The organism is Flavobacterium sp. FlaQc-57, assembly GCF_044007395.1.
GTDB lineage: Bacteria > Bacteroidota > Bacteroidia > Flavobacteriales > Flavobacteriaceae > Flavobacterium.
On sequence record NZ_JBIPDA010000004.1, the window covers coordinates 353,125 to 379,020 of the forward strand.

At 33.1% G+C, this 25,896-nt stretch carries 26 protein-coding genes and 1 riboswitch; of the genes, 9 read left to right on the top strand and 17 right to left on the bottom strand.

The window, feature by feature from the left end:
* Window positions 1–6: 6 nt before the first annotated feature.
* Window positions 7–1,437 carry an anion permease gene (locus ACHRVZ_RS15015; RefSeq protein WP_395423429.1) on the top strand — a complete coding sequence of 477 codons (1,431 nt, stop codon included), beginning with the start codon at window positions 7–9 and terminating at the stop codon, window positions 1,435–1,437.
* Here the strand turns inward: ACHRVZ_RS15015 and ACHRVZ_RS15020 are convergent.
* On the bottom strand, window positions 1,434–1,748 hold the full coding sequence (locus tag ACHRVZ_RS15020; protein WP_395423430.1) for a GNAT family N-acetyltransferase: 315 nt from the start codon (window positions 1,746–1,748) through the stop codon (window positions 1,434–1,436). The genes ACHRVZ_RS15015 and ACHRVZ_RS15020 overlap by 4 nt on opposite strands.
* 293 nt (window positions 1,749–2,041) lie before the next feature.
* Here ACHRVZ_RS15020 and ACHRVZ_RS15025 point away from each other — a divergent pair, with 293 nt between their 5' ends.
* Complete coding sequence (locus tag ACHRVZ_RS15025; protein WP_395423431.1) at window positions 2,042–2,701, top strand: alpha/beta hydrolase; 660 nt, start codon at window positions 2,042–2,044, stop codon at window positions 2,699–2,701.
* Between the two features lie 412 nt (window positions 2,702–3,113).
* On the opposite strand, the gene ACHRVZ_RS15030 is transcribed toward ACHRVZ_RS15025, so the two are convergent.
* Window positions 3,114–3,629, bottom strand: coding sequence for a hypothetical protein (locus ACHRVZ_RS15030; protein WP_065451088.1), 516 nt, complete (start codon window positions 3,627–3,629; stop codon window positions 3,114–3,116).
* Window positions 3,630–3,796: 167 nt separating this feature from the next.
* On the opposite strand from ACHRVZ_RS15030, the gene rpmH reads away from it, so the two are divergent.
* Both rpmH and carB read left to right on the top strand, forming a co-directional pair.
* On the top strand, window positions 3,797–3,958 hold the full coding sequence (gene rpmH, locus ACHRVZ_RS15035) for a 50S ribosomal protein L34 (RefSeq protein ID WP_008464848.1): 162 nt from the start codon (window positions 3,797–3,799) through the stop codon (window positions 3,956–3,958).
* Window positions 3,959–4,102: 144 nt separating this feature from the next.
* Entirely contained in the window at window positions 4,103–6,958 is a 2,856-nt protein-coding gene (gene carB, locus ACHRVZ_RS15040; protein WP_395423433.1) for a carbamoyl-phosphate synthase large subunit, read from the top strand.
* A 63-nt stretch (window positions 6,959–7,021) separates the two neighbouring features.
* Here carB and ACHRVZ_RS15045 read toward each other — a convergent pair whose 3' ends face one another.
* Window positions 7,022–8,230, bottom strand: coding sequence for an alpha/beta hydrolase-fold protein (locus ACHRVZ_RS15045; protein WP_395423435.1), 1,209 nt, complete (start codon window positions 8,228–8,230; stop codon window positions 7,022–7,024).
* A gap of 231 nt (window positions 8,231–8,461) precedes the next feature.
* On the opposite strand from ACHRVZ_RS15045, the gene ACHRVZ_RS15050 reads away from it, so the two are divergent.
* Window positions 8,462–9,844, top strand: a complete 1,383-nt coding sequence (locus tag ACHRVZ_RS15050; RefSeq protein WP_395423437.1) for a S41 family peptidase — start codon at window positions 8,462–8,464, stop codon at window positions 9,842–9,844.
* Window positions 9,845–9,895: 51 nt separating this feature from the next.
* Here ACHRVZ_RS15050 and ACHRVZ_RS15055 read toward each other — a convergent pair whose 3' ends face one another.
* From ACHRVZ_RS15055 to ACHRVZ_RS15070, 4 genes are read right to left on the bottom strand one after another with little or no spacing between them, the layout of a single operon-like run.
* On the bottom strand, window positions 9,896–10,432 hold the full coding sequence (locus ACHRVZ_RS15055; protein WP_395423438.1) for a DUF4252 domain-containing protein: 537 nt from the start codon (window positions 10,430–10,432) through the stop codon (window positions 9,896–9,898).
* A gap of 1 nt (window position 10,433) precedes the next feature.
* On the bottom strand, window positions 10,434–10,961 hold the full coding sequence (locus ACHRVZ_RS15060) for a DUF4252 domain-containing protein (RefSeq protein ID WP_395423440.1): 528 nt from the start codon (window positions 10,959–10,961) through the stop codon (window positions 10,434–10,436).
* A gap of 14 nt (window positions 10,962–10,975) precedes the next feature.
* Window positions 10,976–11,434 carry a hypothetical protein gene (locus tag ACHRVZ_RS15065; RefSeq protein WP_395423442.1) on the bottom strand — a complete coding sequence of 153 codons (459 nt, stop codon included), beginning with the start codon at window positions 11,432–11,434 and terminating at the stop codon, window positions 10,976–10,978.
* Window positions 11,421–11,930, bottom strand: coding sequence for an RNA polymerase sigma factor (locus ACHRVZ_RS15070; RefSeq protein WP_395423444.1), 510 nt, complete (start codon window positions 11,928–11,930; stop codon window positions 11,421–11,423). Before ACHRVZ_RS15070 ends, ACHRVZ_RS15065 begins: the two co-directional genes overlap by 14 nt.
* A gap of 160 nt (window positions 11,931–12,090) precedes the next feature.
* Here ACHRVZ_RS15070 and ACHRVZ_RS15075 point away from each other — a divergent pair, with 160 nt between their 5' ends.
* Window positions 12,091–13,569: a S41 family peptidase gene (locus ACHRVZ_RS15075; RefSeq protein WP_395423446.1), complete on the top strand. Its 1,479-nt coding sequence runs from the start codon at window positions 12,091–12,093 to the stop codon at window positions 13,567–13,569.
* A gap of 87 nt (window positions 13,570–13,656) precedes the next feature.
* On the opposite strand, the gene ACHRVZ_RS15080 is transcribed toward ACHRVZ_RS15075, so the two are convergent.
* The 8 genes from ACHRVZ_RS15080 to ACHRVZ_RS15115 form a co-directional block, all read right to left on the bottom strand.
* The gene (locus ACHRVZ_RS15080; RefSeq protein WP_395423447.1) at window positions 13,657–14,691 is read right to left on the bottom strand and encodes a YncE family protein; all 1,035 of its coding nucleotides are present in this window, start codon (window positions 14,689–14,691) and stop codon (window positions 13,657–13,659) included.
* Window positions 14,692–14,695: 4 nt separating this feature from the next.
* Window positions 14,696–16,549 (bottom strand): TonB-dependent receptor plug domain-containing protein, encoded by a 1,854-nt coding sequence (locus ACHRVZ_RS15085; RefSeq protein WP_395423449.1) that lies wholly within the window; start codon window positions 16,547–16,549, stop codon window positions 14,696–14,698.
* A 26-nt stretch (window positions 16,550–16,575) separates the two neighbouring features.
* Window positions 16,576–16,791, bottom strand: a riboswitch (cobalamin riboswitch).
* Between the two features lie 67 nt (window positions 16,792–16,858).
* The gene (cobC, locus tag ACHRVZ_RS15090) at window positions 16,859–17,395 is read right to left on the bottom strand and encodes an alpha-ribazole phosphatase (protein ID WP_395423450.1); all 537 of its coding nucleotides are present in this window, start codon (window positions 17,393–17,395) and stop codon (window positions 16,859–16,861) included.
* Window positions 17,380–18,177, bottom strand: a complete 798-nt coding sequence (locus ACHRVZ_RS15095) for an adenosylcobinamide-GDP ribazoletransferase (protein ID WP_395423452.1) — start codon at window positions 18,175–18,177, stop codon at window positions 17,380–17,382. Before ACHRVZ_RS15095 ends, cobC begins: the two co-directional genes overlap by 16 nt.
* Before the next feature lie 171 nt (window positions 18,178–18,348).
* Entirely contained in the window at window positions 18,349–20,028 is a 1,680-nt protein-coding gene (gene cobT, locus ACHRVZ_RS15100; protein WP_395423454.1) for a nicotinate-nucleotide--dimethylbenzimidazole phosphoribosyltransferase, read from the bottom strand.
* Window positions 20,029–20,168: 140 nt separating this feature from the next.
* The gene (cobU, locus tag ACHRVZ_RS15105) at window positions 20,169–20,678 is read right to left on the bottom strand and encodes a bifunctional adenosylcobinamide kinase/adenosylcobinamide-phosphate guanylyltransferase (RefSeq protein ID WP_395423456.1); all 510 of its coding nucleotides are present in this window, start codon (window positions 20,676–20,678) and stop codon (window positions 20,169–20,171) included.
* A 22-nt stretch (window positions 20,679–20,700) separates the two neighbouring features.
* A complete protein-coding gene (locus ACHRVZ_RS15110; protein WP_395423458.1) occupies window positions 20,701–21,087 on the bottom strand; it encodes a four helix bundle protein in 387 nt (128 codons plus the stop codon).
* Window positions 21,088–21,120: 33 nt separating this feature from the next.
* Entirely contained in the window at window positions 21,121–21,483 is a 363-nt protein-coding gene (locus ACHRVZ_RS15115) for a DUF5522 domain-containing protein (protein ID WP_395423460.1), read from the bottom strand.
* A gap of 176 nt (window positions 21,484–21,659) precedes the next feature.
* Here ACHRVZ_RS15115 and ACHRVZ_RS15120 point away from each other — a divergent pair, with 176 nt between their 5' ends.
* The 3 genes from ACHRVZ_RS15120 to ACHRVZ_RS15130 all read left to right on the top strand — a co-directional run bounded on the left by ACHRVZ_RS15120 (window position 21,660) and on the right by ACHRVZ_RS15130 (window position 24,708).
* Window positions 21,660–22,802, top strand: coding sequence for an ABC transporter substrate-binding protein (locus tag ACHRVZ_RS15120; protein ID WP_395423462.1), 1,143 nt, complete (start codon window positions 21,660–21,662; stop codon window positions 22,800–22,802).
* A gap of 65 nt (window positions 22,803–22,867) precedes the next feature.
* Window positions 22,868–23,836: an iron chelate uptake ABC transporter family permease subunit gene (locus tag ACHRVZ_RS15125; protein ID WP_395423464.1), complete on the top strand. Its 969-nt coding sequence runs from the start codon at window positions 22,868–22,870 to the stop codon at window positions 23,834–23,836.
* A gap of 95 nt (window positions 23,837–23,931) precedes the next feature.
* Window positions 23,932–24,708: an ABC transporter ATP-binding protein gene (locus tag ACHRVZ_RS15130; protein WP_395423466.1), complete on the top strand. Its 777-nt coding sequence runs from the start codon at window positions 23,932–23,934 to the stop codon at window positions 24,706–24,708.
* Window positions 24,709–24,765: 57 nt separating this feature from the next.
* Here the strand turns inward: ACHRVZ_RS15130 and ACHRVZ_RS15135 are convergent, their stop codons facing one another.
* Entirely contained in the window at window positions 24,766–25,221 is a 456-nt protein-coding gene (locus ACHRVZ_RS15135; RefSeq protein ID WP_395423468.1) for a tRNA (cytidine(34)-2'-O)-methyltransferase, read from the bottom strand.
* 74 nt (window positions 25,222–25,295) lie between these two features.
* Window positions 25,296–25,868, bottom strand: a complete 573-nt coding sequence (locus ACHRVZ_RS15140) for a pseudouridine synthase (protein ID WP_395423470.1) — start codon at window positions 25,866–25,868, stop codon at window positions 25,296–25,298.
* Window positions 25,869–25,896 lie beyond the last annotated feature (28 nt).

Below are 25,896 nucleotides of genomic sequence, written 5' to 3' on the forward strand. Positions count from 1 at the left end.
TATTTTATGAAAGAAGTAAAAATTCCTCAAACCTTAATTACTCTAGCAGTTGGAATTGCAATATGGCTAATTCCGGCTCCAGTAGGAGTAAAAGTAGAAGCTTGGCATTTGTTTGCCATTTTTGTAGCGACAATTCTTGGTATTATTTTAAAAGCTGCTCCAATGGGAACTATGTGTATGATTGCAATTGCTGTAACGGCATTTTCGCAGGTTCTGGCTCCTGGAGATGCAGGAAAATCAATAACACTTGCGTTAAGAGGTTTTGGTGATAAGGTAATATGGCTTATAGGAATTTCGTTTTTTATTGCGAGAGGATTTATAAAAACGGGTTTAGGAAATAGAATTGCTTTTTTATTCATTCGAATATTTGGAAAAAGCTCACTAGGACTCGCATATGGTTTAGGACTGGCAGATTTAGTTCTGGCGCCGGCTGTACCAAGTAACACGGCGAGAGGAGGAGGGATTATTTATCCAATTATGAAATCAATGTCAATGAGTTTTGGCTCAATGCCGGATCAACCGGAAACACATCGAAAATTAGGATCTTACCTTACTTTGAGTAGTTATAATGCAAATTTGATTGCATCGTCAATGTTCTTAACAGGAACGGCGAGTAATCCTATGTGTCAAAAATTTGCTCTTAATTTAGGAATTAAAATTACTTGGATGTCCTGGGCAATAGCCGCTATAGTTCCGGGTTTAGTAGCATTTTTTATAATTCCTTTAGTGTTGTATAAAATCTATCCGCCAGAATTGAAAAAAACGGGCGACGCTCCACAAATTGCTGCTCAAAAGTTAAAAGAAATGGGTGCAATAACTCGAAATGAATGGATGATGTTGTTGACTTTCTTTATCTTGTTGTTTCTTTGGATGACTAGTGATTTGTTTTCTATTGATGCAACAACAACGGCATTTATAGGTTTAGTAATTTTACTTTTAACCTCAGTTCTAACTTGGGATGATGTAAAAGGCGAAAAAGGCGCTTGGGATACCATTGTTTGGTTTTCAGTTTTAGTAATGATGGCAAGTTCTCTTAACGAGCTTGGTTTTATAGGTTGGTTTAGTGATTTGGTAAAAGCAGAAATAGGAGGTTTAAGCTGGCAAATGGCTTTTCCTATTATTGTTTTGGTGTACTTTTTTAGTCATTACCTTTTTGCGAGCGCGACAGCACATGTGGCAGCGATGTATGCTGCCTTGCTTGGTGTAGGTGTTTCTCTTGGGATCCCAGGATTACTTCTGGCTTTTATGCTTGGTTTTGTGGGATCACTCTACGGAACTTTAACGCATTATGGACACGGACCTGCTCCAGTTTTCTTCGGCAGCGGATATGTCGATTTAAAAAGCTGGTGGGTCAAAGGATTGATAACCGGATTGGTTATGCTCTTGATCTATATGGTAATTGGAGGCTTATGGCTCCGAATTATTGGTTATTTTTAAATTCTGATTCCAGGAGGAAGTAATTCTTTGTACTCAGGATTTTTTTTGATAAAAAGTACGATTCTTGGAAAAATTGGCATTAGTTTGAATTTCTTTTCAATGATGATTTCCATGATGTTTTTGAGTAATGCATCAATTAAAACTTGATTTTCAAAACCCTCAGGTGTGTTGATTTTTGTTAAGAAGATTTTCTTTTCCTGAAAAGAATATTCAACAGAAAGTAGTCCTTCGGGGACTATGGTTTCAAATTGTCTTGCAAAAGTGTTGTCTTTGATTTCCATAGTTGTTTCAATAGGCTCCATAATAGTCATGTTTTTTTGCGGTAGGTTTAAAAAATAATAGAAAAGAACAAGTGAAAAATACATTGTAGAATTTCTTGTTAAAAGAGTTCTGCATTGTAGTTGATTGGATAACAAAGGTAATCATTTGATTTTCAATATGGAATTATTTTTTGTGAATGGCCTATTTACTTAGGTTATCTGCTTTTTTTTTGATTTTATTTGGTTCAAAAAATAATTGTGGTGTAAGATTTGCTGTGCTTGTTAGTAAAAAAAGTAATTTTAGCTTGAATTAATATCTGTAATCATAATTCCTTTTCTAGCAAATGAGTAAAATCCCTGTATATTTTATGCCTGGTTTGGCTGCAAGTCCGGCTATCTTTGAAAGAATCAAATTAGATGAATCTATTTTTGAAATGTGTTTGTTAGAATGGGAAATTCCGAAGCCAAAAGAAGCATTGTCTGATTATGCACTTCGAATTACTAAGAATATTAAGCATGATAATCCGGTTTTGATTGGAGTTTCTTTTGGAGGAATCTTAGTTCAGGAAATGGCAAAACATATTGAAACCCGAAAAGTGATTATTATTTCGAGTGTTAAGAGTAATACAGAATTCCCCAGAAGAATGAAAATCGGAAAAACTACAAAAGCTTACAAGCTGATTCCGATGAAGTTGATTTTGAATATTGAAAATCTTGCGAAATATTCTTTTGGAGAAAAAATCAATAAGCGTATTAAGTTGTACGAGAAATTCCTTGCTGTCCGTGATCTTAAATATTTGCAATGGGCAGTAGAATCAGTAATTCTTTGGGACAGAACTGAAATTGATAAAAACGTTATTCATGTTCACGGAGATCAGGATGATGTTTTTCCTATAAAGTATATAAACAGTTGCATTGTTGTAAAAGGCGGAACTCATGTTATGATTCTCAATAAATACAAATGGCTGAATGAGAATTTGCCTTCGATTATATTGGAAGATTAAATTTCAAATATTTTACGGTAAGTAACCTTTGTCAAAGTTTTAAACGCAATCTTTGCACAAAGTTATTTCGCACAATCTTGTCATTTCGACCAAAGGGAGAAATCACACAAGATGTTCTGCAACGAATAGAACCAATCTTTGTCGATCTACGAGTGTGATTTCTCCCTTTGGTCGAAATGACAAACGACACGTAAAGTAACTTCTTATGAAAATGAGTGCCTAGCCCTGATAGGAGCGGTATCCTTTTATGGCGGGGTTCGCCATAAAAGATACAAGCGGATAGCAGGAAATAGCTCCTTGCTAAAAATTTAAATTTAAAAAAGAGATTGCTTCATTTCTCGCAACGACAAAAAAAATCCCAAATTCTAATTAATTAGAATTTGGGATTTAGAATATTGTTATTTAAAGAAATTTAGATTTTCTTCATTTGATCTTTCATCATTGTGATTTGCTCTTTCAGCATTCCTTGTTTGTCTAATTTCTTAGCTTCGTTAAGTAAATTAGTTGCTTCAAGTTTTCTACGACGTGACATTGCAACTCCTGCAAGGTTTAATTTTGCTACTGCTAAATCCATATCCATAGATAGTCCAAGTTCGATTGCTTTCTTGAAATGTTTCTCAGCTTGGTTAATATTTGTCTGAGACAACATGATTCCGTGAAGATAATTAAAGTATCCTTGTTGCTTTCTTACTAATGCAGCTTCCGGATTTTTAATGTATGCCAGCCATTTTTTAGCACCTTCAAAGTCTTGTTTTCTTAATTTAAGGAAAGCTAAAAGGATGAATTCGTTTTTAAAGTAAAGAAAAATTGGAATTGCAGTAAGTAAAATAAGGAAAATACCATTCCCGATATTACTTTCTGTAAATTGCCAAACGCCAGCAACTACAAGAAGTCCGGCTAAAATAAGTTTAATATTTTTGTGAAACATAATAGATGTATATTTGTGATTGCAAATATAGTAAAATGAATTAAAAATATTTTTATTAAAGTACTTGCCAGAAAAAAAAGTCTTTGTATATTTGCACTCGGTTTTGGAATAACGATATTCCAAAACAGAAAAAGAGATATTAGATACCATTTTAAAGATACAAAGCAATGAGCAAAAGAACGTTTCAACCATCGAAAAGAAAAAGAAGAAATAAGCACGGATTTATGGACAGAATGGCTTCTGCGAATGGAAGAAAAGTTCTAGCGCGTAGAAGAGCAAAAGGAAGACATAAATTAACTGTTTCTAGCGAGCCTAGACACAAAAAATAATGTTTGTATAAACATACATAAGGCGATTACTTTTTTAGTATCGCCTTTTTTTATACCTTGTCGGTAAAAAATTTGTAACATTCTAGTTTCTAAAGCACTGTGAATGTTTTTGAATACATATAATAACTACACAATACATACAAAATGCCTAAAGACACATCAATAAAATCCGTTTTAATAATAGGTTCAGGACCTATTGTTATTGGTCAAGCTTGCGAATTTGATTATGCAGGTTCTCAATCTGCACGTTCTATCCGTGAAGAAGGAATTGAAGTTATCTTGATAAACTCAAATCCAGCGACTATTATGACCGACCCTACAATGGCCGATCATGTATATTTGAAACCTTTAACTACAAAATCGATTATTGAAATTCTGAAAGAACATCCACAAATTGATGCTGTTTTGCCTACAATGGGAGGTCAAACTGCATTAAATTTATGTTTGGAAGCTGAAGAAAAAGGAATCTGGCAGGATTTTGGAGTAAAATTAATTGGAGTTGATGTAAACGCGATCAATATTACTGAAGACAGAGAGCAGTTTAAACAACTTTTAGAAAGAATTAATGTACCAACTGCACCTGCAAAAACAGCTACTTCTTACTTAGAAGGAAAAGAAATTGCTCAGGAATTTGGTTTTCCACTTGTTATTCGTCCTTCGTTTACACTTGGAGGAACAGGAGCAGCGATTGTTTACAAAAAAGAAGATTTTGATGAGCTTTTAACTCGCGGACTTGAAGCTTCTCCAATTCACGAAGTTTTAATTGATAAAGCTTTAATGGGATGGAAAGAATATGAGTTAGAACTTTTAAGAGATAAAAATGATAATGTTGTAATTATCTGTTCGATTGAAAATATGGATCCAATGGGAATTCATACTGGAGATTCGATTACAGTTGCACCAGCGATGACATTATCTGATACTACTTTCCAGAAATTACGTGACTATGCCATCTTAATGATGCGTAGTATCGGAAATTTTGCTGGAGGTTGTAATGTACAATTCGCAGTTTCACCAGACGACAAAGAAGACATCGTTGCCATCGAGATTAACCCTCGTGTGTCTCGTTCATCTGCTTTAGCATCAAAAGCAACGGGTTATCCAATTGCTAAAATTGCTTCTAAACTTGCTTTAGGATACAATCTTGATGAATTGCAAAATCAAATTACAAAATCAACTTCGGCTCTTTTTGAACCGACTTTGGATTATGTAATTGTAAAAATTCCTCGTTGGAACTTTGATAAATTTGAAGGTGCTGACAGAACTTTAGGACTTCAGATGAAATCTGTTGGTGAAGTTATGGGAATTGGACGTTCATTCCAGGAAGCTTTACACAAAGCAACTCAATCTTTAGAAATTAAGAGAAACGGGTTAGGTGCTGACGGAAAAGGATATAAAAACTACGAAGAGATTATCGAGAAACTAACTTTTGCAAGTTGGGATCGTGTTTTTGTAATTTATGATGCAATCGCAATGGGAATCCCGTTGAGCCGTATTCATGAAATCACAAAAATCGATATGTGGTTCTTGAAACAATACGAAGAGCTTTATACTTTAGAGAAAGAAATTTCGAACTATAAAATCTCAAATCTTCCAAAAGAACTTTTGCTTGAAGCGAAACAAAAAGGTTTTGCCGACAGACAAATTGCTCACATGGTAAACTGTCTTGAAAGCGAAGTACATACTTTGCGTATGGATCAAAATATTAACCGTGTGTTTAAATTGGTTGATACTTGTGCTGCTGAGTTTAAGGCAAAAACACCTTATTACTACTCAACTTTTGAAGCTGAAATTGAAAAAGCAAATGGTGAGCGTTATGTAGATAATGAAAGTATTGTAACAGATAAAAAGAAAATTATAGTTCTAGGTTCAGGACCAAACAGAATTGGACAAGGAATTGAATTTGATTATTCTTGTGTGCACGGAGTTTTAGCAGCTAAAGAATGTGGTTATGAAACCATTATGATTAACTGTAACCCTGAAACAGTTTCGACTGATTTTGATACAGCTGATAAATTATATTTCGAGCCAGTTTTCTGGGAACATATTTATGACATCATTCAGCACGAAAAACCAGAAGGTGTTATTGTTCAGTTAGGTGGACAAACCGCTTTGAAATTGGCTGAAAAATTATCTAAGTACGGAGTGAAAATCATCGGAACTAGTTTTGATGCTCTTGATTTAGCTGAAGATAGAGGTCGTTTCTCTGACTTATTGAGAGAATTACATATTCCTTTCCCTCAATTCGGAATTGCTGAAACTGCTGACGAAGCTTCTGCTCTTGCAGATACTTTAGATTTTCCATTATTGATTCGTCCTTCTTATGTATTAGGAGGTCAGGGAATGAAAATTGTAATCAACAAAAAAGAATTAGAAGAGCACGTTATCAATTTATTGAAAACAATTCCAGGAAATAAATTGCTTTTGGATCACTATTTAGCCGGAGCAATTGAGGCTGAAGCTGATGCAATTTGTGATGCTGACGGAAATGTGTATATCATAGGAATAATGGAGCATATCGAACCTTGCGGAGTTCACTCTGGAGATAGTAATGCTACATTGCCTCCTTTTAACTTAGGAGAATTCGTAATGCAGCAAATAAAAGACCATACTTTTAAAATTGCCAGAGCTTTAAAAACAGTTGGTTTAATCAACATTCAGTTTGCGATTAAAGATGATACAGTTTACATTATTGAGGCAAATCCTAGAGCTTCTAGAACAGTACCGTTTATTGCAAAAGCTTACGGAGAGCCATATGTAAACTACGCTACAAAAGTAATGTTAGGACACAATAAGGTAACAGACTTTGATTTTAATCCGCAATTAAAGGGATACGCGATAAAACAACCGGTTTTCTCTTTCAGTAAATTCCATAATGTAAACAAAGCATTAGGACCGGAAATGAAATCAACAGGAGAAAGTATTTTGTTTATTGATGACTTAAAAGACGATCAATTCTACGAATTGTACTCTAGAAGAAAAATGTATTTGAGTAAATAATCTCAAATCCTGATATAAAAAAAGCTCCAAGTAATTGGAGCTTTTTTTTTGGTTTAAGTATTGCTAATTTTTGTTCAAATGCTTTTCAAGTATGTTCTTGAAATTTGAATACTCTGTTTTATCAATTTTTAGTTTTTCTAGTTTTTGCAAACCTACTTTTAAAGTTTCTTTTGCTTCTTGATTTCTATTTAACTGCTCTAATATCTCAGCTTTGCTGTCGTATAGATTAATCCCGTTTGGATATAATTCTAAAGCCCAATTTATAATATTTAGTCCTTCATCAGGATCTTTAAGGAGTATAGAATAAGCCAGATTGTTCAATTGTCCTTCATATGGTAAATAGCTATAGCCAACCCAATTGGATATATTTTGGTAATAAGATTTTAATTGAAGAGTAAACGTAATCTCTTTGTTTTCTAACATTTTAGAGATTTCTTCAGCATTTGGCTGTCGTAGTGTCTTTGAAAATTCGATTAAGGCTAATGGAATTTCTTTAAAAGGTGATGACATGTGTGTAGCATCTTTTAAATAGTCGAATTTAAATTTAAGTCCGTTTACTTTTTTAGATTGTAAAATGGTATCCAATAATCTGATTCCGGCTGTAAATGATTTTTCTGTTTTATCAGTATCTCCCACAGAAATATTTAAAAAAGAATTAATCTCACTTGTACTGTTTATTAATCTTTTGATCTTTTTTTGAATTTCATTTTCATCATAAGTCAGATTGGGACTTATTGCGATATATGAATTGAAGATGTGTTTGTTTTCTGCAAAAGAATTAAGTAAATATGTTCCTCCTAAAGAATGCCCAATTGCTAATTTGTAATCGTTAGTGTTGTACTTTTCCTTAATTAGAGGGAAAACTTCTTCAGTTAAATGTTGATCTAGAAGGGTTGAGAACCCAAAACTAGGTTTTTCGTCCCAATTCTTTTTTTCTTCTTCACTGGTAGGCATCGGAACGAATTCTTTTGGTCTGTTTTCAGTATATATTCCTACCACAATCATTTTGTTTAATTCGCCAATCGCAGACAAGTAGCTTATGGAGTTTGAAACATAGTTAAACATTGGTTCCCATTGTGCATCAAATACATAAACTACTTGAAGTTTTTCATTTTTTACTTCTTGATAATTTGGAGGAAGATAAATAGCAATTTTTCTTTCTTTGTTATAGATTTTTGATTTTATTGTCAATATTTCTTTTAAGCCGTCTGGTGATTGGCCAAATATTGTTAGAGCTGAAAAAAGAAAAAAAATAGTTAGTTTGAGTTTCATGAATTTAACTTGCAAAATAAGGTTAGTGGTTTGTTTCGATTTTTCAAATATAGCTAAATTCTTAATTTTTTATCTGTGTATTGCTATAGAAACGATTAAAATGCTCCATGAAAAAGAAGCTTTTTTATGACCTTTTTCACGTTGAATTTGCTAATGAAATATTTAACTATATTTGATAAGCAACAAATTCAATTCCAAAATTTTTATTGTAACTAAATCTAAAGGAAAAATATGAAATCATTTTTCATCTATATTCTATTGTTTATCATTGTTTTTAAAGTTGATGTCTTTGCACAGAAAAAAATAAATGAGAAGTTTAAAAAAGAAACTGTCGGTAAAATTGATTTATTGCTACAAGAAAATTACGTTTTTCCTGATCAAGCCAAATTAATAGCGGACCATTTGAATAAAAGTCTAAAGGAAGGGAAGTTTAAAAAATATGAATTACTTGATTCGTTTGCGCATGCCTTAACTAAAGAAGTCAGAGTTGTTAATAAGGATAAGCATCTAGGAATATGGCCTGCCTTTGCTCCTGTAAAAGAACAGGAAAATTCAAATGATGATTATCAAATGTATTTAAAAAACTATACAGATGCCAGAAAACAAGCCAACGGTTTTAAAGAGGTAAAAATAATTAATGGAAATATAGGTTATCTAAATATCAACTTTTTTCTTGCGGAAACCACTAAAACTATTGACGCGTACATGTATCTCCTGGTAAATACAGATGCTGTAATTGTTGATTTACAGGATAATGGTGGTGGTAATCCTAATACGGTAAATTATTTATGCAGTTATTTTTTAGAGAGTAATCTATTGATTAATACGCTTTATTTTAGACAAGGAAATCGAAAGAATGAAGTTATTACTCATGAAGTTAATGGAAAAAAAATGATTGATATTCCTTTATTTATAATTACTGGTTCAAAAACTTTTTCGGGAGCTGAGGAATTTAGTTATAACATGCAAAGTCAAAAAAGAGCTACATTAGTTGGAGAAGTTACTGGAGGTGCCGCAAACCCAGGAGATGTTTTCAAGATAAATTCTGATTTAGAAATCTTTATTCCGACAGGTACGGGTACAAATTCGATAACAAAAACAAATTGGGAAGGAACCGGCGTTATTCCGGAGATCAAAACTTCAGGTGAAAATGCCTATTCTAAAGCTGTTGAATTGGCAAGTCAGGCAGCAGAAATCTACAGAAAGAAAAAAGGATCAGAATCAAAAAACATATATGAAGAATTACAGCGTATTATTGATAAACAGACTCAATATTCAGAAAATGATACTGCAAAAATAGATCAACAAATAATTGATATTTTTAGAAAAGGAGTTGATTTAAATTTATTTGGCGAAAGTGAGATTAATTTTTTTGGTTCTCAAAATATCAAAAAAAATCCTCTTATAGCAGAATCTATTCTTAAAAGTAATACTGTTTTATATCCCAAATCTCCTATGACTTATCTGGCTTATGGTGATATGCTTGAATCCAATGGCAAGAAAAATTTAGCATTAACTAATTTTGAAAAATCGATAGTCCTAGCAGAAGAACAAAAAGCACCTTATTTGGAAGGTTTGAAGATGCGATATGAAAAAGCAAAAAGCAGTAAATAAAAAAAAGCTCCAATTATGGAGCTTTCTTGATTTAAAGTAAGATTGATGATATTATTTAACCAATTCCTGTAAAGGTTTTAGTTGTTCCATGTCGATTTTTGATTCTTTCAAAACAGACATTATAGTCATAATGTTATTCGGATTCATGTTTTCTCCTAATACACGTACAACTGCAAAACCGTTTTCTTTTCTGTTCGCGAAAATGATAAATTCTTTAATGTTATCATCAGCACCAACATAACTTACCGAAGCGCCATCTTTACCTGAACCAAATGACATTAATTGTTGGTATTTTGGATCTTTTAGAATCGCTTTTACTTTCGCTCTTTCTGTTTCAAATTGAGCTTGGTTTTTGTCATTAGCTTTAAAAGCTAAGATGTTCATTTTATCGAATGATTTTAAAGCTTCATTTTGCTGTGCTGACAACTTTGCTTTTTCAAGGTTTAAAATGCTAGACGAAAGATCAAGCGCAATAAAGTCTTTGTTGTCAGTATTCTCTACAAAATACTTTTGCAATGAAGGTTCAGATTTGCAACTAATTAAAGTTACTAAAACTAAAAGGGCTGAGGTAAAAACGTTTATTTTCATCTTATTTTTTGCCTTTAGAGGCTTTTTTTAAATCAGAACCACCAGGAAGTTGCATTTTGTCTGTTAGTACTGAAATTTCGTTTAAGTCAAAATTTCCGGTTAGAGAAAGCAAAACAGTTTCATCATTTTTTGCGCCGTCAACAAACATTAGTAACTCCTTAATTTGTGTGTCGATTGCACCTGATTTTACCATTATTCTAACGTTTTTTCCGCCGTCATTAACTCGCATTAATTCTTCTAAACCGGCAGTTTTTACGTATTTGTCTGCAGAAGCTTTCATGTCAGCTTCAATTTTAGGGTTTTTCGTTGTAAACACTTTTAAGTAATCTAATTTTTTAATCAGATTAATATATTGTTGTGTTTCTTTATCAGAAGCATCAACTTTTACTTTGCTCATTAAATCGAACATTTTTTTGTTTACAATTACTGATGTTACATCGTCCTGACCATCAAATTTGTCAAATGCCCCTTGAGCATAAAAAGTTGTGGTAACGAATGCTAAAACTAGTGTTATGATGAAATTTTTCATTTTGATTGATTTAATTACTGTTTAAAAATTTTGTTTTTTGATTGTTCGTATTCTTGAATGTATTGTACACTTTCAATACCTACATTCACTTTGTTTGATAATAAGGCCAAAGCTTTTTGCGTTGCGGCAAGTGCTTCTTCCGGATCATCGTAGGTTCCTAGTTCTGATTGTGCTACAGCTGGAGCTGCATTTTTTTCGCTCACAAAAAAATAGGTTCCAATTCCTAGTAAAACAACAACTGAGGCTGCAATTGATAACCACGCTACATTTCGTTTTTTAGCTTTTAGTGGTATTTCTTGCGTCGATTTTTGTTGTTTTACCTGAGAGAAATAACCAAACATTGATTTGTATTGTTCTAAATGCTGCGCAACATCTGATGAAGAAAAATATTCTTTTAATTGATTTTCTTCGGCAATACTTGTTTCTCCCTGAAAGTACTTTTCTAATATATTTTCTATTTTATCTAATTCCATAACTGTGTGTGTTAACCATTGATTCTCTTATTTTTTTTCTCGCTCTTGAAAGTGCTACCCGAATAGCCGTTTCATTCATGTTGACAATTTTCGCAATTTCATCAAATTCATATTGTTCAACATCGCGTAACTGAATTAAAATTTGTAGTTGTTCAGGCAACTGACCTATTATTTTTTCGACCCATTCTAAACTATTCGAATCTTCCAGTTTTTTATCCAATTGCGGCTCACGATCTGTAAAATTATTATGAACGATTTTTAGATTACCGGCTCTTTTTGATTTCAGTTGATCGAGGCAATAATTTTTTGTCATTGTCATTGCAACTGCTTCAATATTATTATAAGCGTCTAAATTGTCTTTCTTATTCCATAGTTTAACCATTACTTCCTGAGTAGCATCTTCAGCCTCTTCGGTGCTGGTTAATAATCGTTTTGCCAGACGAAAAACTTTGTCTTTAAAAGGATTTATTAATTCTATAAACACATTCTGATTCATAAAATCTATTGGTTATTCGTTAGCTTATATAGTCAAGACGAGGCACTATTATTTTTGTTACAAGGGTGTATGTTTTTTTTATTAAAAAAAACATAAAAAAATAATTACTGTTAAAACTAAAGATACTATTTTTACGTTAATACTACATAGATACCACTATATGAAAACAATATTTAAGAACGTACTGTTATTATTTTTACTTGCTTTTTCTTTGCAATCCTGCGAAGATCAAGACGATGTGGAGTCTCCGGCAGCTTTACAAGTTGATGATTTTATCTGGAAAGGTTTGAACCAATATTATTTGTGGCAAGCCGATGTTCCTAATTTGGCAGATACTCGTTTTAATAATCAGGAAGCATTAAATTCTTTTTTAAGAGGATATTCTAAACCGGAAGATTTGTTTCAGGATTTATTGAATAAACCAATTAGCAAATTTCCAAAAGGACAAGCGATTGATCGTTTTAGCTGGCTTGTTGATGATTATACGGTTTTAGAGCAGGAACTACAGGGAACTTCAAAAAATAATGGAGTAGATTTTAGATTGAGTTATAAGCCAAACAGTAACACAGAGTTAGTAGGTTATGTTCGATATATAATTCCTAATTCTGATGCTTCTAAAAAAGATATCAAACGTGGAGATCTTTTTACTGCCGTAAATGGAACACAATTAACGGTTTCTAATTATCAATCACTTTTGGCAGCTGATAGTTATACATTAAATATGGTTAACTTTAATGCAACCACTGTGGCTTTTGAGTCGAACGGAAAATCTGTAGCACTTGTAAAAACAATTTTAGACGAAAATCCTATTTTTATTAATAAAGTAATTACCTCGGGAAGTCATAAAATTGGCTACTTAATGTATAACGGCTTTTATGCTAATTATGACGCACAGCTTAATGCTGCTTTTGCAGATTTAAAAGCACAAGGTATTACTGATTTTGTTTTAGATTTAAGATATAACGGAGGAGGTTCGATACAAACGGCAACACGTTTAGCAAGTATGATTACAGGGCAGTTTACCACTAAAATTTTTGCTAAAGAAAAATGGAATGCAAAAATTAATGGCTATTTTGAAATTAATGATCCTGAATCGCTAAATAATAGGTTTGTAGATAAAATGGATGGAGCTGCGATTAACAGTTTAAATTTAACTAAAATATATATTCTAACAACTAGCGGAACCGCTTCGGCAAGTGAATTAGTTATAAATGGTTTAGCGCCTTATATTTCTGTGACTCAAATAGGGGAGACAACGGTTGGTAAAAATGTAGGTTCTATTACAATATATGATTCTCCAACTTTTGGAAAAGCAGGAAGAAATCCAAATCATAAATATGCGATGCAACCTTTAGTTTTAAAAATTGTGAATTCGGCTGATTTTGGTGAATATACTAATGGTTTGCCACCAACTTTTGAGCAATTAGAACGTATAACGAATCTGGGTGTTTTAGGTGATGCATCTGAACCATTGCTGAATGTTGCGATTTCTAAAATTACAGGAGCAACTTCTAAAAAAGTGCAATTGGATAAAGGTGTTGCTTTAAAAGCTTTTACAGATTCTAAAGGAATGAGTGGAATTAAGAATCAAATGTATCTTGAAAAAGCTCCCGAAGGACTTTTAAGATCATTAAAATAAAAACAACAAAAAAGGCTTTCAGAAATGAAAGCCTTTTTTATTAGAAATGTCTCATCCAAAAACTACTTCTAAAAAACAATAATGATATTAATCATTAAAGTAAAAACCGTTTGTTCCTATACCGGTAGTTAATTCTTTTTGTAATGCTCCGGTTAAATTATAAATGTAAGCTTTACCATCAGACGTAAAGTTTCCTTGAGCAACATAAATACGAGCGTCGTTAACTGCGAATCCGTATATATATGTTGCAGGAGTTGTGATAATTGCAGTTGTTGATGCAGCGGTAGCATTTAGGTTCATCGCATAAACAGAACTTCCTACTGTGTAATAAATTTTGTTGTCTTCAATATCCATGAATCCGGCTCCACTTAAGCTTTCAGGAAAAGTAACTTTAGTAGTTGTTTTGTCTGCTATTTTTATTTTTACAAGTTCGCTGGCATTTCCAAAACCTCCTTTTAAAATGTATAAAACGCCATTTTCTTCTTCAATACAATCAGCGTTAAGACCAATTTGTACAGGAGCGTCCAGTTTTTTTGTTGCGATATCAACGATCAATAATTTGTCATTATATGAATCTGTGATGTAAAGTTTTCCGTTTTCTAAAACTACTCTGTTAGCAGTAGAATTCAAATCGATTTTAGATTCAAAAGTGTTAGTTGCCAGGTTAATTACCGCAACATAATCATCTGTATTTCCTGTTGCTGCATTTTCGTATGAATACGTATTTGCGTTGGTAACATATGCTTTACCGTCTTTAACAACTCCGTATCTTGGGTTTTTTAAACCAGTTTCGATTTTTGTAATTAACTTAAAAGTATAACGGTTAACTACTGTAATGTTGTTGGCGCCACCAGAAATAATATAAGCGTTGTCTCCGCTAAAAAAGATATTTTGGGCAAATTTCCCAAGGATATCATTCCCATTTACAGTCGAATAAACGTCTTTAGTAAAAGAAGTTAAATCATTACTTGAAAACGAAACAGAACCTTGTGTAGTTCCTTCATTCAGAACAAAGAAACCATTATCATAAACTCCTTTTGGAGCATCGTCGTTATCATCATTTGAACAAGAAACAAATAACGAGGCGCTAAGTGCTATTAAAAATAATTTGCTAAACTTCATTATATTAAAATTTTAAGGTTAAATACATATTAAAATTGCGACCCGGCATAGGTCTGTACTCCAGACTTTCATACGCTTTGTTAAACAGGTTTAATACCTGGAATCCAAGTTTGAAAGAATCGAGAAATTTAAAATCATAATCGATTCCGATGTTCGAAACGTTATAATCATTTACAATGTCTTTTGGATTATTATCGCCTGTGGTGTAAACAAAACCATTATACATAAATTGATAATAAGCAGAAATGTTATTTCTAGAATAAGAAACAGATGCCGTTGCTTTGTGAAAGGGTACAAAAAAGAGCTGTTTTTCAGTTTCTTCATCTTTAGAAATGGTGTAGGCGTAAGTGGCATTTGCAGCAAAGTAGTTTTTACCAAAATGTTTTTTCCAGCTTAGTAAAGTTTCTGCACCGTAGCTATTAACGTTATCTGTGTTTTTTGGCGACCAAATTCCGTTATTCCCAGGAACCCATTGCAATAGATCTTTTATTTTCATGTAATAAAAGGTCTGTGTAAGCGAAATGTTTTTAAAAGTAAAAACGTTACCAATTTCTGCCTGATAAGAACTTTCGGGTTTTAAGTCCGGATTTCCACCTTCTTCCCAATACAAATCATTAAAAGTTGGAATTCTGAAATTTCGGGACAGATTCAATTTTAAATTGTACAATTTGCTAAATTGATAAGAAGATCCCAGTGAGAATAAAACAGGGGATTCGTAATTATCTGTAAACTCTTTTCGGATACCAAATTCATTTTTCCAATCTGCTGAAAGATCTTGTTTTACTAATAAAGCAGCAGAGCTAATTTCTCTAATATGATCACCAAAACCACTTCCGTAACCTTTAGTTCTGTTGTAGTCCAGAATTGCATTTACTTGTGTCGATTTAGAAAGCTGATAGCCTAAATCTGCTTTTGTAATCATGCTTTCCGTCTTTCCGTAGGTGAAAAAATTAATAGCGTTATTAGGGTAATATTGGTAGTTTTCGAATATATAAGCCGCTTTTAAATTGGTGGTAAATTTGCCAAAATCGCCATCGTATTCTAATAAGTTTCGGTTAAAGCCATTTACATATCGTGTTTTAGTTTCCGATTCTGATAATAAAGACGTATTTCGATCAGTATTTGAAGTTTGACTGTATAATTTCAGGCTATTCTTTGCATTGAATTTGTAACCAACATTCGCGCTCATTGTAATGACGTCATATTGTCCGTTTTGGTTCCAGCGTTGTTCACCTTTCCAATTGTATTGGTTTAAATACTTATAATCATTAGTCGAACTGTTTTTAGAAAAACCAATTTGCGCACTCCATTTCTCGTTCGAAATATTAGTTTTATAATTGATTCCGATAGTATTGAAGCTGCCATAATCTAATTTTAAATTGTTTTCGAATCTTTTATAAAAACCTAAATCATTATTAAGGTGCACAGTTCCGCCAACTGCACCACTTCCGTAAAGTACACTTCCTCCACCGGCTTTTACACTAATCGAATTATAATCAGAACCTGAAATCGTATTAAAATCAGTACTTCCGTTCATTTGCGAATTAATATTGATTCCGTTCCAGATTACAGCTGTTTGCGATGCGGTTGTGCCTCTAAAAGCAACTGTCGAAAGCATTCCGCGTCCATATTCCTTAAAATAAATAGTAGAATTGAAGTTTAATAAATCAGTAAGTAGAGCCTCATTCTTATTAATAACAGAATCATTAAGTTTTAGAACCGATTGAGAGTTGGAGTATTTCTTAAGATTGGCATCTGAAACTACAACTTCTTTAAGTTTATTAATAGAGTCATTCTGCGCCGAAATAATCTGGCACAATAGCAATAAGAAAAAAGCAAAACGTTTATTTAAAGTCATAATTTCTACACTCTTTTTCCCGAGAGCTCGATATTAGTTACAAAGGCAGGTCTCCTGGCTTGCGTCTTGTTGTTTACCTTCCCATTCGCCGGGGCGAGCAGTGGTTTTGTAGATAACAACAAGCATTCTTTTCAGAACAAAGCTTACAGTTGCGGGTACAGCTCAAGATTTTTAATTCTACTTGATTCCCTTTTAATGTGTTTTTTTATAATTATAACACAACCTTAATTTCGTGCAAAGATAAAGTTAAAATTGTCGAATTTTCAAATATGTTTTGCTTTTTAAATCAAATTCTAAACAAAAACGTCTTTAAGCCTCAATTTTGATGACTTGTCCAAAATCTACTTTATTGTTAAAGGCATCTTTTAGTGGTAATGAAGTGTGATGACATAATATACTTCTTATTACTCCGGCGTGAGCAACGACAACAATTGGTTTTGTTGTGTTTTTAGAAATGATATCAGATAAGAAACCTCCAACTCTTTCATGTAATTTTACAAAAGATTCACCGTTTGAAACAGTAATATTGACAAAGTCTTCCATCCACGGATTAAGTTGTTCGGGAGGAATATCATTCCAGTTTTTCATTTCCCAATCACCAAAATCCATTTCCATTAATCGATCGTCTTTTTCGAATGATACGGTGTTGGTTTTATTTTGAATATAATCTGCCAGAATAACACAACGTTTTAACGGACTGGAAAAAAGTACTATTTCTGAGGGTAATTGCGAGATGATGTTTTCAAAAATACTTTCAAAGGGCTGCATTAACCCTACATCAGATTGTCCATAGCAAATGCCTTTTTCGCAAATGGTCTCAGTATGGCGTACTAGATAAATTTCCATATAAAAAGAATGCTTAAATAATAAACTACTTCGCAAACTTGCTGTGTTGCACCCAAACAATCACCTGTGTAACCATCGATCCATTTTTGAAAATATCGAGCTAAAAAATAACGCGTAATAAAAACCGGAACAATTGCAAAAAGAAACTGATAATGAAAATAAGAGAAAACAAATAATGGAATTAATCCGAAAGAAAATGAACCTAAAATCTCTTTCCAGGTGTGATTTTTTGCTATAGGTTTACTTTTGCTTGTAGCATCATCTCTGGAATATTCATGTGTAAAAATTATCGAAATTGCTGCCAATCGGCTCAAAGCATGTGCAGAGATAAATAAAAGGAAAACTTGAAGAATTGAAATAGAAGTATCCATCTTAAAAATCAAAATCGATTCAGATAGTAATTTAAATTTCAGTAAAAATAATAAAACAATACCAATTGCTCCGTAAGCGCCAATGGCACTGTCTTTCATAATGATCAGGATTTTTTCTTTAGTCCATCCACCGCCAAAACCATCACAAACATCTGCAAAACCATCTTCGTGAAAAGCTCCGGTTGTAAGAACAGAAATAACAAGGGCAAAAATTACCGCTATTTCTGTGGATAGAAAAAGAGAAAAAAGATAGAATGCAAAAAAAGAAATGCTTCCAACAATCCACCCAATTAAAGGAAAATAACGTGTTGCCTTATTTAAATAATCAGGATGATGATCAATGTTTTTTGGGCAAGGAATTCTAGTATAAAACATTAAAGAAGTGAAGAAGATATGTAGTTCTTTTTTCATTGATTTTGATATAAAATTTATTTGTTTTGTCATTTCGACGAAGGAGAAATTAGACCCGTAATTCGATAAAGATTGGCGACCATTTGTGCGGAGTTTCTAATGTGATTTCTCCTTCGTCGAAATGATACAGATTGCGAAAAAAACTTGCTTTTTTAATGACAAACAGAGCTTTTACTTCCTGCTAATTCCCGCACTTTCAAAACTAGCCATATCATTCAAAAAAACTTCAGCTGATTTCAAAATTGGAAATGCTATTGCGCAGCCCGTTCCTTCGCCCAGGCGTAAATCTAAATTTAAAATTGGTTTTGCATGTAAATAATCAAGTAGTTTTTGATGTGCTTGTTCAGCAGAACAATGACAAAAAACAGTATTTTTTATAATATCGGGATTTATTTTTGAAGCAATTAAAAATGCGACACTGCAAATAAAACCGTCAATCAAAATAATCATTTTATTTTCAAAAGCAGTTAGCATTCCGCTTGCCATTTGTATAATTTCGAAACCTCCAAAATAGGCAAGTTGTTCTTTTAATTCGGCTGGACCAGAATAGTTTTCGATAGCTTTTTTAAGTAAGTTTTGTTTTTCGAGTAATTTATTGTTTTCAACTCCGGTTCCTTTCCCTACACATTCTTCAATTGGTAAACCAGTAAAAAGACTCATTAAAACAGATGCTGTTGAGGTATTGCCGATTCCCATTTCGCCAAATCCAATACAGTTTGAACCTGTTTTGGCAATTTCTTCAACAATCAATTTTCCTTTTTCAAAACACAATTGCAGTTCAGTTTCGCTCATTGCAGGAATATGCAAAAATGATTGCGTTCCTTTGGCAATTTTTGCATTAATTAATTTAGCATTTGTTGGAAAATCATAATTGACACCTGCGTCAACAATAGATAATTCTATGTTATTTTGTTTGCAAAAAACATTGATTGCCGCGCCACCATCAAGAAAATTACCAACCATTTGTCGCGTAACATCTTGCGGGTAGGCACTTACGCCGTGATTTGCAATTCCGTGGTCAGCTGCAAAAACGACAATATTTGGATTTATTATTTTTGGATTTAAAGTTTCAAAAATCGTTGCGATCTGAAACGCCAATGTTTCTAAAGTTCCTAAAGCGCCAATAGGTTTGGTTTTAGAATCAATTTTTTCTTGTAAAAGAGTATTGAAATCACTTTTCGTTATTTCTCTATTTTGAGATTTTTTAGGAAAGTCTGAAATAGGATTCTCAGATATATTTTTTATCTCTTTGCAATCAGGAGTTTCCGATTTTTGTTTCCAATTCAGCTGTTGCAACATTGGCTGATTGTCATAATTTGTTGCTGGTTTTCCGATGCAAAAATAACCCAAAGGCTCAATGTTTTCAGGTAAATCAAGTATTTTTTTAAATTGATAATAATTCAAGATCGAAACCCAGCCCATTCCGTAACCTTGTTCAGTAAGCGAAAGCCAGATATTTTGTGCAGCACAAACTGAACTAAATTTTACGGCTTCGTTACTTCCTACAGTTCCAATCGTAAATTGGTTGAGAACAGATCGGTCGTAAGCAATAATAAGTCCAATTGGAGCTTCTTCAATCGCTTCCAATTTCAAAGATTTATAACGCTCCTTTTGTTCCGGATTATCAGTTAGTTCCTCCGCTTTTTTATTGTAATCTAAAAATAGATCTTTTACAGCCTTTTTAACCTCTTCAGATTTAATGATATAATATCTCGTGGCATCTGTAAGTCCAACCGAAGGTGCCCAATGTCCCGCTTGCAATGCTTTTTGGATTACTTCATCAGGAACTTTATCAGTTGTAAAATGTCGAGTGTCGCGTCGGGATTTTAAAATATCGTCTAAATGGCTCATAAGTTTCAATGTCAGTTACAAAAATCAATTACAATATTGAAGATTTATGTAAAGATACTTCACGTTATTGGAATTTAGAATTTAAATAGTAGAATTTCCTTCTTATGGTTTTTTGGTCTTGCAATTGATTTTTGCAATTGCTACCCTTTTATTTTAACCGGAATTCCAGAAATCATCAAAACCACTTCATCTGCTTTCGATGCCAAAAACTGATTCATCCAGCCTTGCAATTCAGTAAATTTTCTTCCAATATGAGTTTCGGCATGAACACCCATTCCAATTTCATTGGTAACAATTATCAATGTTGCATTTTCTTGATTGGCAATTGATAGAAATTCTTTTTTTGCCTCTTCTAAACTTAAAGAAACGTCATTTTTTGTATCAACAAAAAAGTTAGTCAGCCAAAGTGTTACACAGTCAATCAAAGCTACTTTTCCCGAAAAATCAATATTACTTAAATGTTTTTCTTCTTCAATATTTGTCCAGCGTTCATCGCGTTCGAGTTGGTGGCGGTCAATTCTATTCTGAAAATCGGAATCCCATTTTCTGGCAGTTGCTACATAAATTGGAGAATCTGAAAGTTCTAAAGCCAGATTTTGAGCATAACTGCTTTTTCCTGAACGCTCGCCTCCGGTAATTAAGTAAATCATGTTAATTGTTAATTATAAATTGTTAGTTGTTAATTTTAAGAAGAGGTTGTTTATTGTTGATTTGATTTTTAGTGGTTTTAATGATGCTGGTTATTAGTTTTAATATTTCAATTGCATCATTGGAAATATTTTCAAACTCTTTTTCATTTAAATAATCAGTAGCTTTTAATAATTCTAACCAATAAACTGTTTCATTGGCTTCTTTTTGAGCAATTGCAAATTTGTGGATGAAGTCATTTTTGCTTTCGGCATGTTCTGCCTCACGCGCCATTGCGCCAATACTTGTTCCAGATCTTAAAAGTTGTTTAGAAAGAGTGAATTCTTTTTTCTCAGTACATAAATATTGATATAGTTTGACAATTCGAATAGCAAAATTGAAAGTCTTATTTTTTACAATGTTATTTTTCATAATTAACAACTAACAATTTATAATTCATAATTATTAATACGGACAATGACGACAATCATTTCCGCAGCAAGTTCCTCGTTTAAGGTGAAACCAGGGTTTAAAAACGTAATTTCCGTTTTCAATATAATAGTCAATTCCTTCTATTAATTTTTCTTGTTTGGGCAAAGATATTGCTTTGTTTTTTAGTGCTCTTTGTGGAGTAAGTGTTTCAACATAAGCGTCAATTTTATCTTCGCAAGCTTCCTTAAAGCAAACTGGACAAAGACAATCTCCTCCTTCTGACATGTTAAAAATAGGAGGGAAGTCATTACACCAACATTTGCTTTCTTCGGAAATATCTCCACAACTAAATGAAGATTCACAACTCGAGCAGTTTTTTGTTTTTAGGGTATTCATGGGGCAAATATGGTATTTGTTGTGTTTTGTAAGAATAAAGGTAGACAAAAAAAATAGAAATTGCGTTACCTTTGCGATTAATGAAAATGTAAATTTGAATTTTAAAAGATTCAAATTATATGCCATAATTAAGATAAACGAAACGAATTTCCTTTAAAAAACTATAGAACCTATATATGAGACATTTACTACCTAAATTGATTTTTATTTTACCTTTTTTTCTTCTTGTCGGATGTAAAAAAAATGAAACTACAGTTGTCGGAAAATCTGAAATTGCCAAAAACAGTATCGAATACGCTTCAGGACTTTCTATTGTAAAACAAGAAGGGTACTCAATTGTAACAGTTACAGAACCGTGGCCAAATGCCAATGCAAAATTCACCTACGTCTTAAAAGAAAAAGATGCCAAAGTTCCGGATAGCCTAAAATCATATACTACAATAAAAGTTCCCTTAGAATCTATTGTTGTGACTTCGACTACAAATATTCCGTTTTTAGAAATGTTGGAAGTTGAAAATAAATTAGTTGGTTTTCCTCATACCGATTATATTTCTTCAGAAAAAACCAGAGCTTTAATAGATAAAGGTTCTGTAAAAAATGTAGGGGAGAATGAAAAATTAAACATTGAACAGCTTATAGAATTATCGCCAGATTTAATTGTGACATTTGGAGTAGATAATAATAACCCTGCGTTAGATAATTTAAAGAAAAGCGGATTAAGTGTTTTGATTCAAGCCGATTGGATGGAACAATCTCCACTAGGAAAAGCAGAATGGATTAAGCTTTATGGAGCTTTATTTGGCAAAGAAGATAAAGCAAAAGAGCTATTTGATAAAATTGTTTTGAGCTACGATCAGGCTAAAAAATTGGTGGCTGATAAACCTGCAACTTCGACAGTTTTATACGGTTCTATGTATGAAGATGTTTGGTATGTTGCTAAAGGAAATAGTTGGGTGGCACAATTTATGAAAGATGCGCACGCCAATTATTTATGGGCAGATTTGAAAGGAACCGGAAGCGAAGGTTTGTCTTTTGAGAAAATATTGGTTAAAGCAAAATCTGCAAATTTCTGGATTGCTTCGGGTTCATTTAAAAGCTTGGCAGAAGTAGAAAAAGCGAATCCGCATTACAGTCAATTTGATGCTTTTAAAAACAAAAATGTGTACACATTCGAAGGTAAATACGGAGCAACCGGTGGAACTGTTTATTATGAATTGGCGCCAAGCCGTCCGGATTTAGTTTTAAAAGATTATATTAAGATTTTTCATCCTGATCTTTTACCGAGCTATGAATTTACTTTTGCGTCTAAATTAAACTAAGTTCATTGATAAATAAAAAGCGAAATATAATCCTGTTTTCAGTACTCGGTTTAGCACTTTTGTTCATGTTTTTTCTAGACATTAGTTTAGGATCGATCACCATTCCGTTCAAAGAAGTTTATACCAGCTTAACAGGCGGTCAGGCAAGCAAAACAACTTGGGAATACATTATTATTAATTATCGTCTGCCAAAAGCAATTACAGCCATCTTGGTTGGTGTTGGATTGGCTATCAGCGGATTGTTGATGCAGACATTATTTCGAAATCCGCTGGCAGGTCCTGATGTTTTAGGATTGAGTTCAGGAGCTATTTTAGCTGTAGCAATTGTAATTTTGGGCGCAGGTTTTTTACCGTCATTTTTAAATTCAGTTTTGTTATCTCCATACGGGATTGTGCTTGCGTCGACATTAGGAAGTATTTCGGTTTTGATGCTCGTTTTATTAGTCGCACAAAAGTTGCGCAATACAATGGCGATTTTAATAGTAGGACTTATGTTTGGCAGTTTTACCAGCGCTATTGTGGGTGTTTTAACCTATTTTAGTTCGGCAGAACAGTTACAGAAATTTACTTTTTGGTCATTAGGAAGTCTTGGAAATCTTTCCTGGACGTCTATTTCTATTTTGGCTGTTTGTGTGGGTTTTGGTTTGCTCTTGAGTGCGAGTAGTATTAAACCTTTAAATGCATTACTTCTTGGCGAAAATTATGCAAAAAGTATGGGTTTAAATTATAAAAAAGCACGACTTGTTATCATATTTGCAACGAGTATTTTGGCCGGAAGTATAACCGCTTTTGCGGGTCCAATTGCTTTTATTGGTTTAGCCGTGCCGCACATTGCAAAGCTAACTTTTCAAACCAGTAATCACGCGATCTTATATTGGAGCACTTTTTTTTATGGCGGAATAATTATGCTGTTTTGTGATATTGCCTCACAATTACCGGGATTAGACACCACATTGCCAATCAATGCAATCACATCTATAATTGGTGCGCCGGTTGTGGTTTATTTGCTAATGAGAAAAAGAAATTTTCAGTAAAATAATTTAGCCACAGATTTAAAAGATTCTCACAGATTTTTAAATCATTTAAATCATCTAAATCTGTGGCAAAAAAAATCAGCAAGTTTAAAGAAATGAAAATTATTTTAAAAACCTCAAACTTAACTATTGGCTATAAGTCCAAGAAATCGATTGTGACCATTGCTGAAAATCTAAATTTGAATTTAGCTTCAGGAAAACTGATTTCATTAATAGGTGCAAACGGAATTGGAAAATCGACTTTGTTAAGAACGATTACTGGAATTCAGCAGCCGCTATCAGGGAATGTTTTTTTGAATGATAAAAATATAAATAGTTTTAAGCCCTTAGATTTAGCTCAAAATTTAAGTTTAGTTTTAACCGAGAAACTTCCGCCGAGTAATTTGTCTGTTTTTGAGTTAGTCGCATTGGGACGTCAGCCTTACACAAATTGGATTGGAACTTTAAACCAAACAGATATTGAGAAAGTTCAGGAAGCTTTAGAATTGACTCAAATCGAACATTTGGCTCAGAAAAAGCATTTTGAAATCAGCGACGGACAATTGCAAAAAGTTCTAATTGCAAGAGCTTTAGCACAAGATACTCCATTAATTATTTTGGATGAGCCTACAACACATCTTGATTTGTTACACAAAGTTTCACTGTTTAAACTGCTTAAGAAATTGACTCAGGAAACTCAAAAATGTATTTTATTTTCGACTCACGATATCGATTTGGCAATTCAGTTAAGTGATGAAATGATTATTATGACATCAGATTTAGTAGTTCAGGACGAGCCTTGTAACTTAATTTCGAAAGGTAGTTTCGCAACATTGTTCAAAGACGAACATATTACTTTTGATGCTGAAAAAGGGAAGTTTGTAATTACTTAAATTTCGATTTGCCAATCCTACAAGGTTAAGAAACCTTGCAGGAAACCGGTTTGACAATTAAACTTTCAACCCAATCTGTCTCTTCGCCTCACCAATCACAAAAGCCACCGAATTGGCAATATTAAAACTTCGAATTAATTTCGACATCGGAATCGTTAAATGATTTTCAAAACGAGCTAAAACTTCTGCGCTTAAACCAACACTTTCTTTTCCAAAAACCAACCAGTCTCCATCTTGAAAATCAGTTTCCAGGTATGATTTTTCAGCATGAGAACTCATCAGAAAAACACGTGATTGATCTGGAATTTGCTGAATCCATTCTTCGATATTTTGATATTCAGTAACATCAAGATGTACCCAATAATCCAAACCTGAACGTTTCAGGTTTTTATCATTAATTACAAAACCAAAAGGATGAATTAAATGCAGACGGCTTTCGGTACCTACACATAATCGTCCTATATTTCCAGTATTATTTGGTATTTCAGGTTCAACAAGAACAACGTTTAGCATTATCGTTTATTTGTTTATTCGTTTATTTGAGAATTATTTAAATTATCTAATTTTCAAATTGACACATTATCTAATTAATTTTCTACTTTAAAATCTAGAACTTCTAGAACTTCTCCGGCTTTTAGGTTCTGCAAATATACATTTCCTATACGAACACGGACTAATCGTAATGTTGGAAAGCCAACTGCAGCAGTCATTTTACGAACCTGACGAAATTTTCCTTCATTCACCGTTATCGAGGCCCAGGAAGTGGGGCCGTGACGTTCATCTCGTATTTTCTTGGCTCTTGGGCCAAAATCAGGTATATCGTTTACTATAAAAGCAGAACATGGTTTGGTGATGTATTTTCCGCCATCAAAGCCAATTTCGACACCTTTTTGCAATTGTTCAATGGCTTCCGGAGTTATGATGCCATCGACTTGAACATAATATTCTTTGTCGACTTTTTTACTTCTTACTTGTTCGCTTACTTTTCCGTCGGTGGTTAATAAAAGTAATCCTTCAGAATCTTCATCGAGCCTTCCAATTGCCATCGTACCTTGCGGAAAATCGTGTAATTCACCTAAAAGTTTTTTCTTCCTTTTTAATTCATATATAAATTGACTCAAATAGCCGTAAGGTTTAAAAAGAATGAAGTGGCGATGCATATTGTATTTTTTAGAATGCAAAGATAGT

What these genes read in the sequence shown, in the direction of transcription:
- ACHRVZ_RS15120 (WP_395423462.1), top strand. Translation starts at nt 21,660, where the DNA reads ATGAGACATTTACTACCTAAATTGATTTTTATTTTACCTTTTTTTCTT.
- ACHRVZ_RS15015 (WP_395423429.1), top strand. Translation starts at nt 7, where the DNA reads ATGAAAGAAGTAAAAATTCCTCAAACCTTAATTACTCTAGCAGTTGGA.
- ACHRVZ_RS15070 (WP_395423444.1), bottom strand. Translation starts at nt 11,930, where the DNA reads ATGAATCAGAATGTGTTTATAGAATTAATAAATCCTTTTAAAGACAAA.
- ACHRVZ_RS15110 (WP_395423458.1), bottom strand. Translation starts at nt 21,087, where the DNA reads ATGAAAAATAACATTGTAAAAAATAAGACTTTCAATTTTGCTATTCGA.
- ACHRVZ_RS15080 (WP_395423447.1), bottom strand. Translation starts at nt 14,691, where the DNA reads ATGAAGTTTAGCAAATTATTTTTAATAGCACTTAGCGCCTCGTTATTT.
- ACHRVZ_RS15020 (WP_395423430.1), bottom strand. Translation starts at nt 1,748, where the DNA reads ATGACTATTATGGAGCCTATTGAAACAACTATGGAAATCAAAGACAAC.
- ACHRVZ_RS15055 (WP_395423438.1), bottom strand. Translation starts at nt 10,432, where the DNA reads ATGAAAATAAACGTTTTTACCTCAGCCCTTTTAGTTTTAGTAACTTTA.
- cobC (WP_395423450.1), bottom strand. Translation starts at nt 17,395, where the DNA reads ATGGAAATTTATCTAGTACGCCATACTGAGACCATTTGCGAAAAAGGC.
- ACHRVZ_RS15050 (WP_395423437.1), top strand. Translation starts at nt 8,462, where the DNA reads ATGAAATCATTTTTCATCTATATTCTATTGTTTATCATTGTTTTTAAA.
- ACHRVZ_RS15135 (WP_395423468.1), bottom strand. Translation starts at nt 25,221, where the DNA reads ATGCTAAACGTTGTTCTTGTTGAACCTGAAATACCAAATAATACTGGA.
- ACHRVZ_RS15095 (WP_395423452.1), bottom strand. Translation starts at nt 18,177, where the DNA reads ATGAAAAAAGAACTACATATCTTCTTCACTTCTTTAATGTTTTATACT.
- carB (WP_395423433.1), top strand. Translation starts at nt 4,103, where the DNA reads ATGCCTAAAGACACATCAATAAAATCCGTTTTAATAATAGGTTCAGGA.
- ACHRVZ_RS15085 (WP_395423449.1), bottom strand. Translation starts at nt 16,549, where the DNA reads ATGACTTTAAATAAACGTTTTGCTTTTTTCTTATTGCTATTGTGCCAG.
- cobT (WP_395423454.1), bottom strand. Translation starts at nt 20,028, where the DNA reads ATGAGCCATTTAGACGATATTTTAAAATCCCGACGCGACACTCGACAT.
- ACHRVZ_RS15140 (WP_395423470.1), bottom strand. Translation starts at nt 25,868, where the DNA reads ATGCATCGCCACTTCATTCTTTTTAAACCTTACGGCTATTTGAGTCAA.
- ACHRVZ_RS15030 (WP_065451088.1), bottom strand. Translation starts at nt 3,629, where the DNA reads ATGTTTCACAAAAATATTAAACTTATTTTAGCCGGACTTCTTGTAGTT.
- ACHRVZ_RS15075 (WP_395423446.1), top strand. Translation starts at nt 12,091, where the DNA reads ATGAAAACAATATTTAAGAACGTACTGTTATTATTTTTACTTGCTTTT.
- rpmH (WP_008464848.1), top strand. Translation starts at nt 3,797, where the DNA reads ATGAGCAAAAGAACGTTTCAACCATCGAAAAGAAAAAGAAGAAATAAG.
- ACHRVZ_RS15045 (WP_395423435.1), bottom strand. Translation starts at nt 8,230, where the DNA reads ATGAAACTCAAACTAACTATTTTTTTTCTTTTTTCAGCTCTAACAATA.
- ACHRVZ_RS15025 (WP_395423431.1), top strand. Translation starts at nt 2,042, where the DNA reads ATGAGTAAAATCCCTGTATATTTTATGCCTGGTTTGGCTGCAAGTCCG.
- ACHRVZ_RS15115 (WP_395423460.1), bottom strand. Translation starts at nt 21,483, where the DNA reads ATGAATACCCTAAAAACAAAAAACTGCTCGAGTTGTGAATCTTCATTT.
- ACHRVZ_RS15065 (WP_395423442.1), bottom strand. Translation starts at nt 11,434, where the DNA reads ATGGAATTAGATAAAATAGAAAATATATTAGAAAAGTACTTTCAGGGA.
- ACHRVZ_RS15130 (WP_395423466.1), top strand. Translation starts at nt 23,932, where the DNA reads ATGAAAATTATTTTAAAAACCTCAAACTTAACTATTGGCTATAAGTCC.
- ACHRVZ_RS15125 (WP_395423464.1), top strand. Translation starts at nt 22,868, where the DNA reads ATGTTTTTTCTAGACATTAGTTTAGGATCGATCACCATTCCGTTCAAA.
- ACHRVZ_RS15060 (WP_395423440.1), bottom strand. Translation starts at nt 10,961, where the DNA reads ATGAAAAATTTCATCATAACACTAGTTTTAGCATTCGTTACCACAACT.
- cobU (WP_395423456.1), bottom strand. Translation starts at nt 20,678, where the DNA reads ATGATTTACTTAATTACCGGAGGCGAGCGTTCAGGAAAAAGCAGTTAT.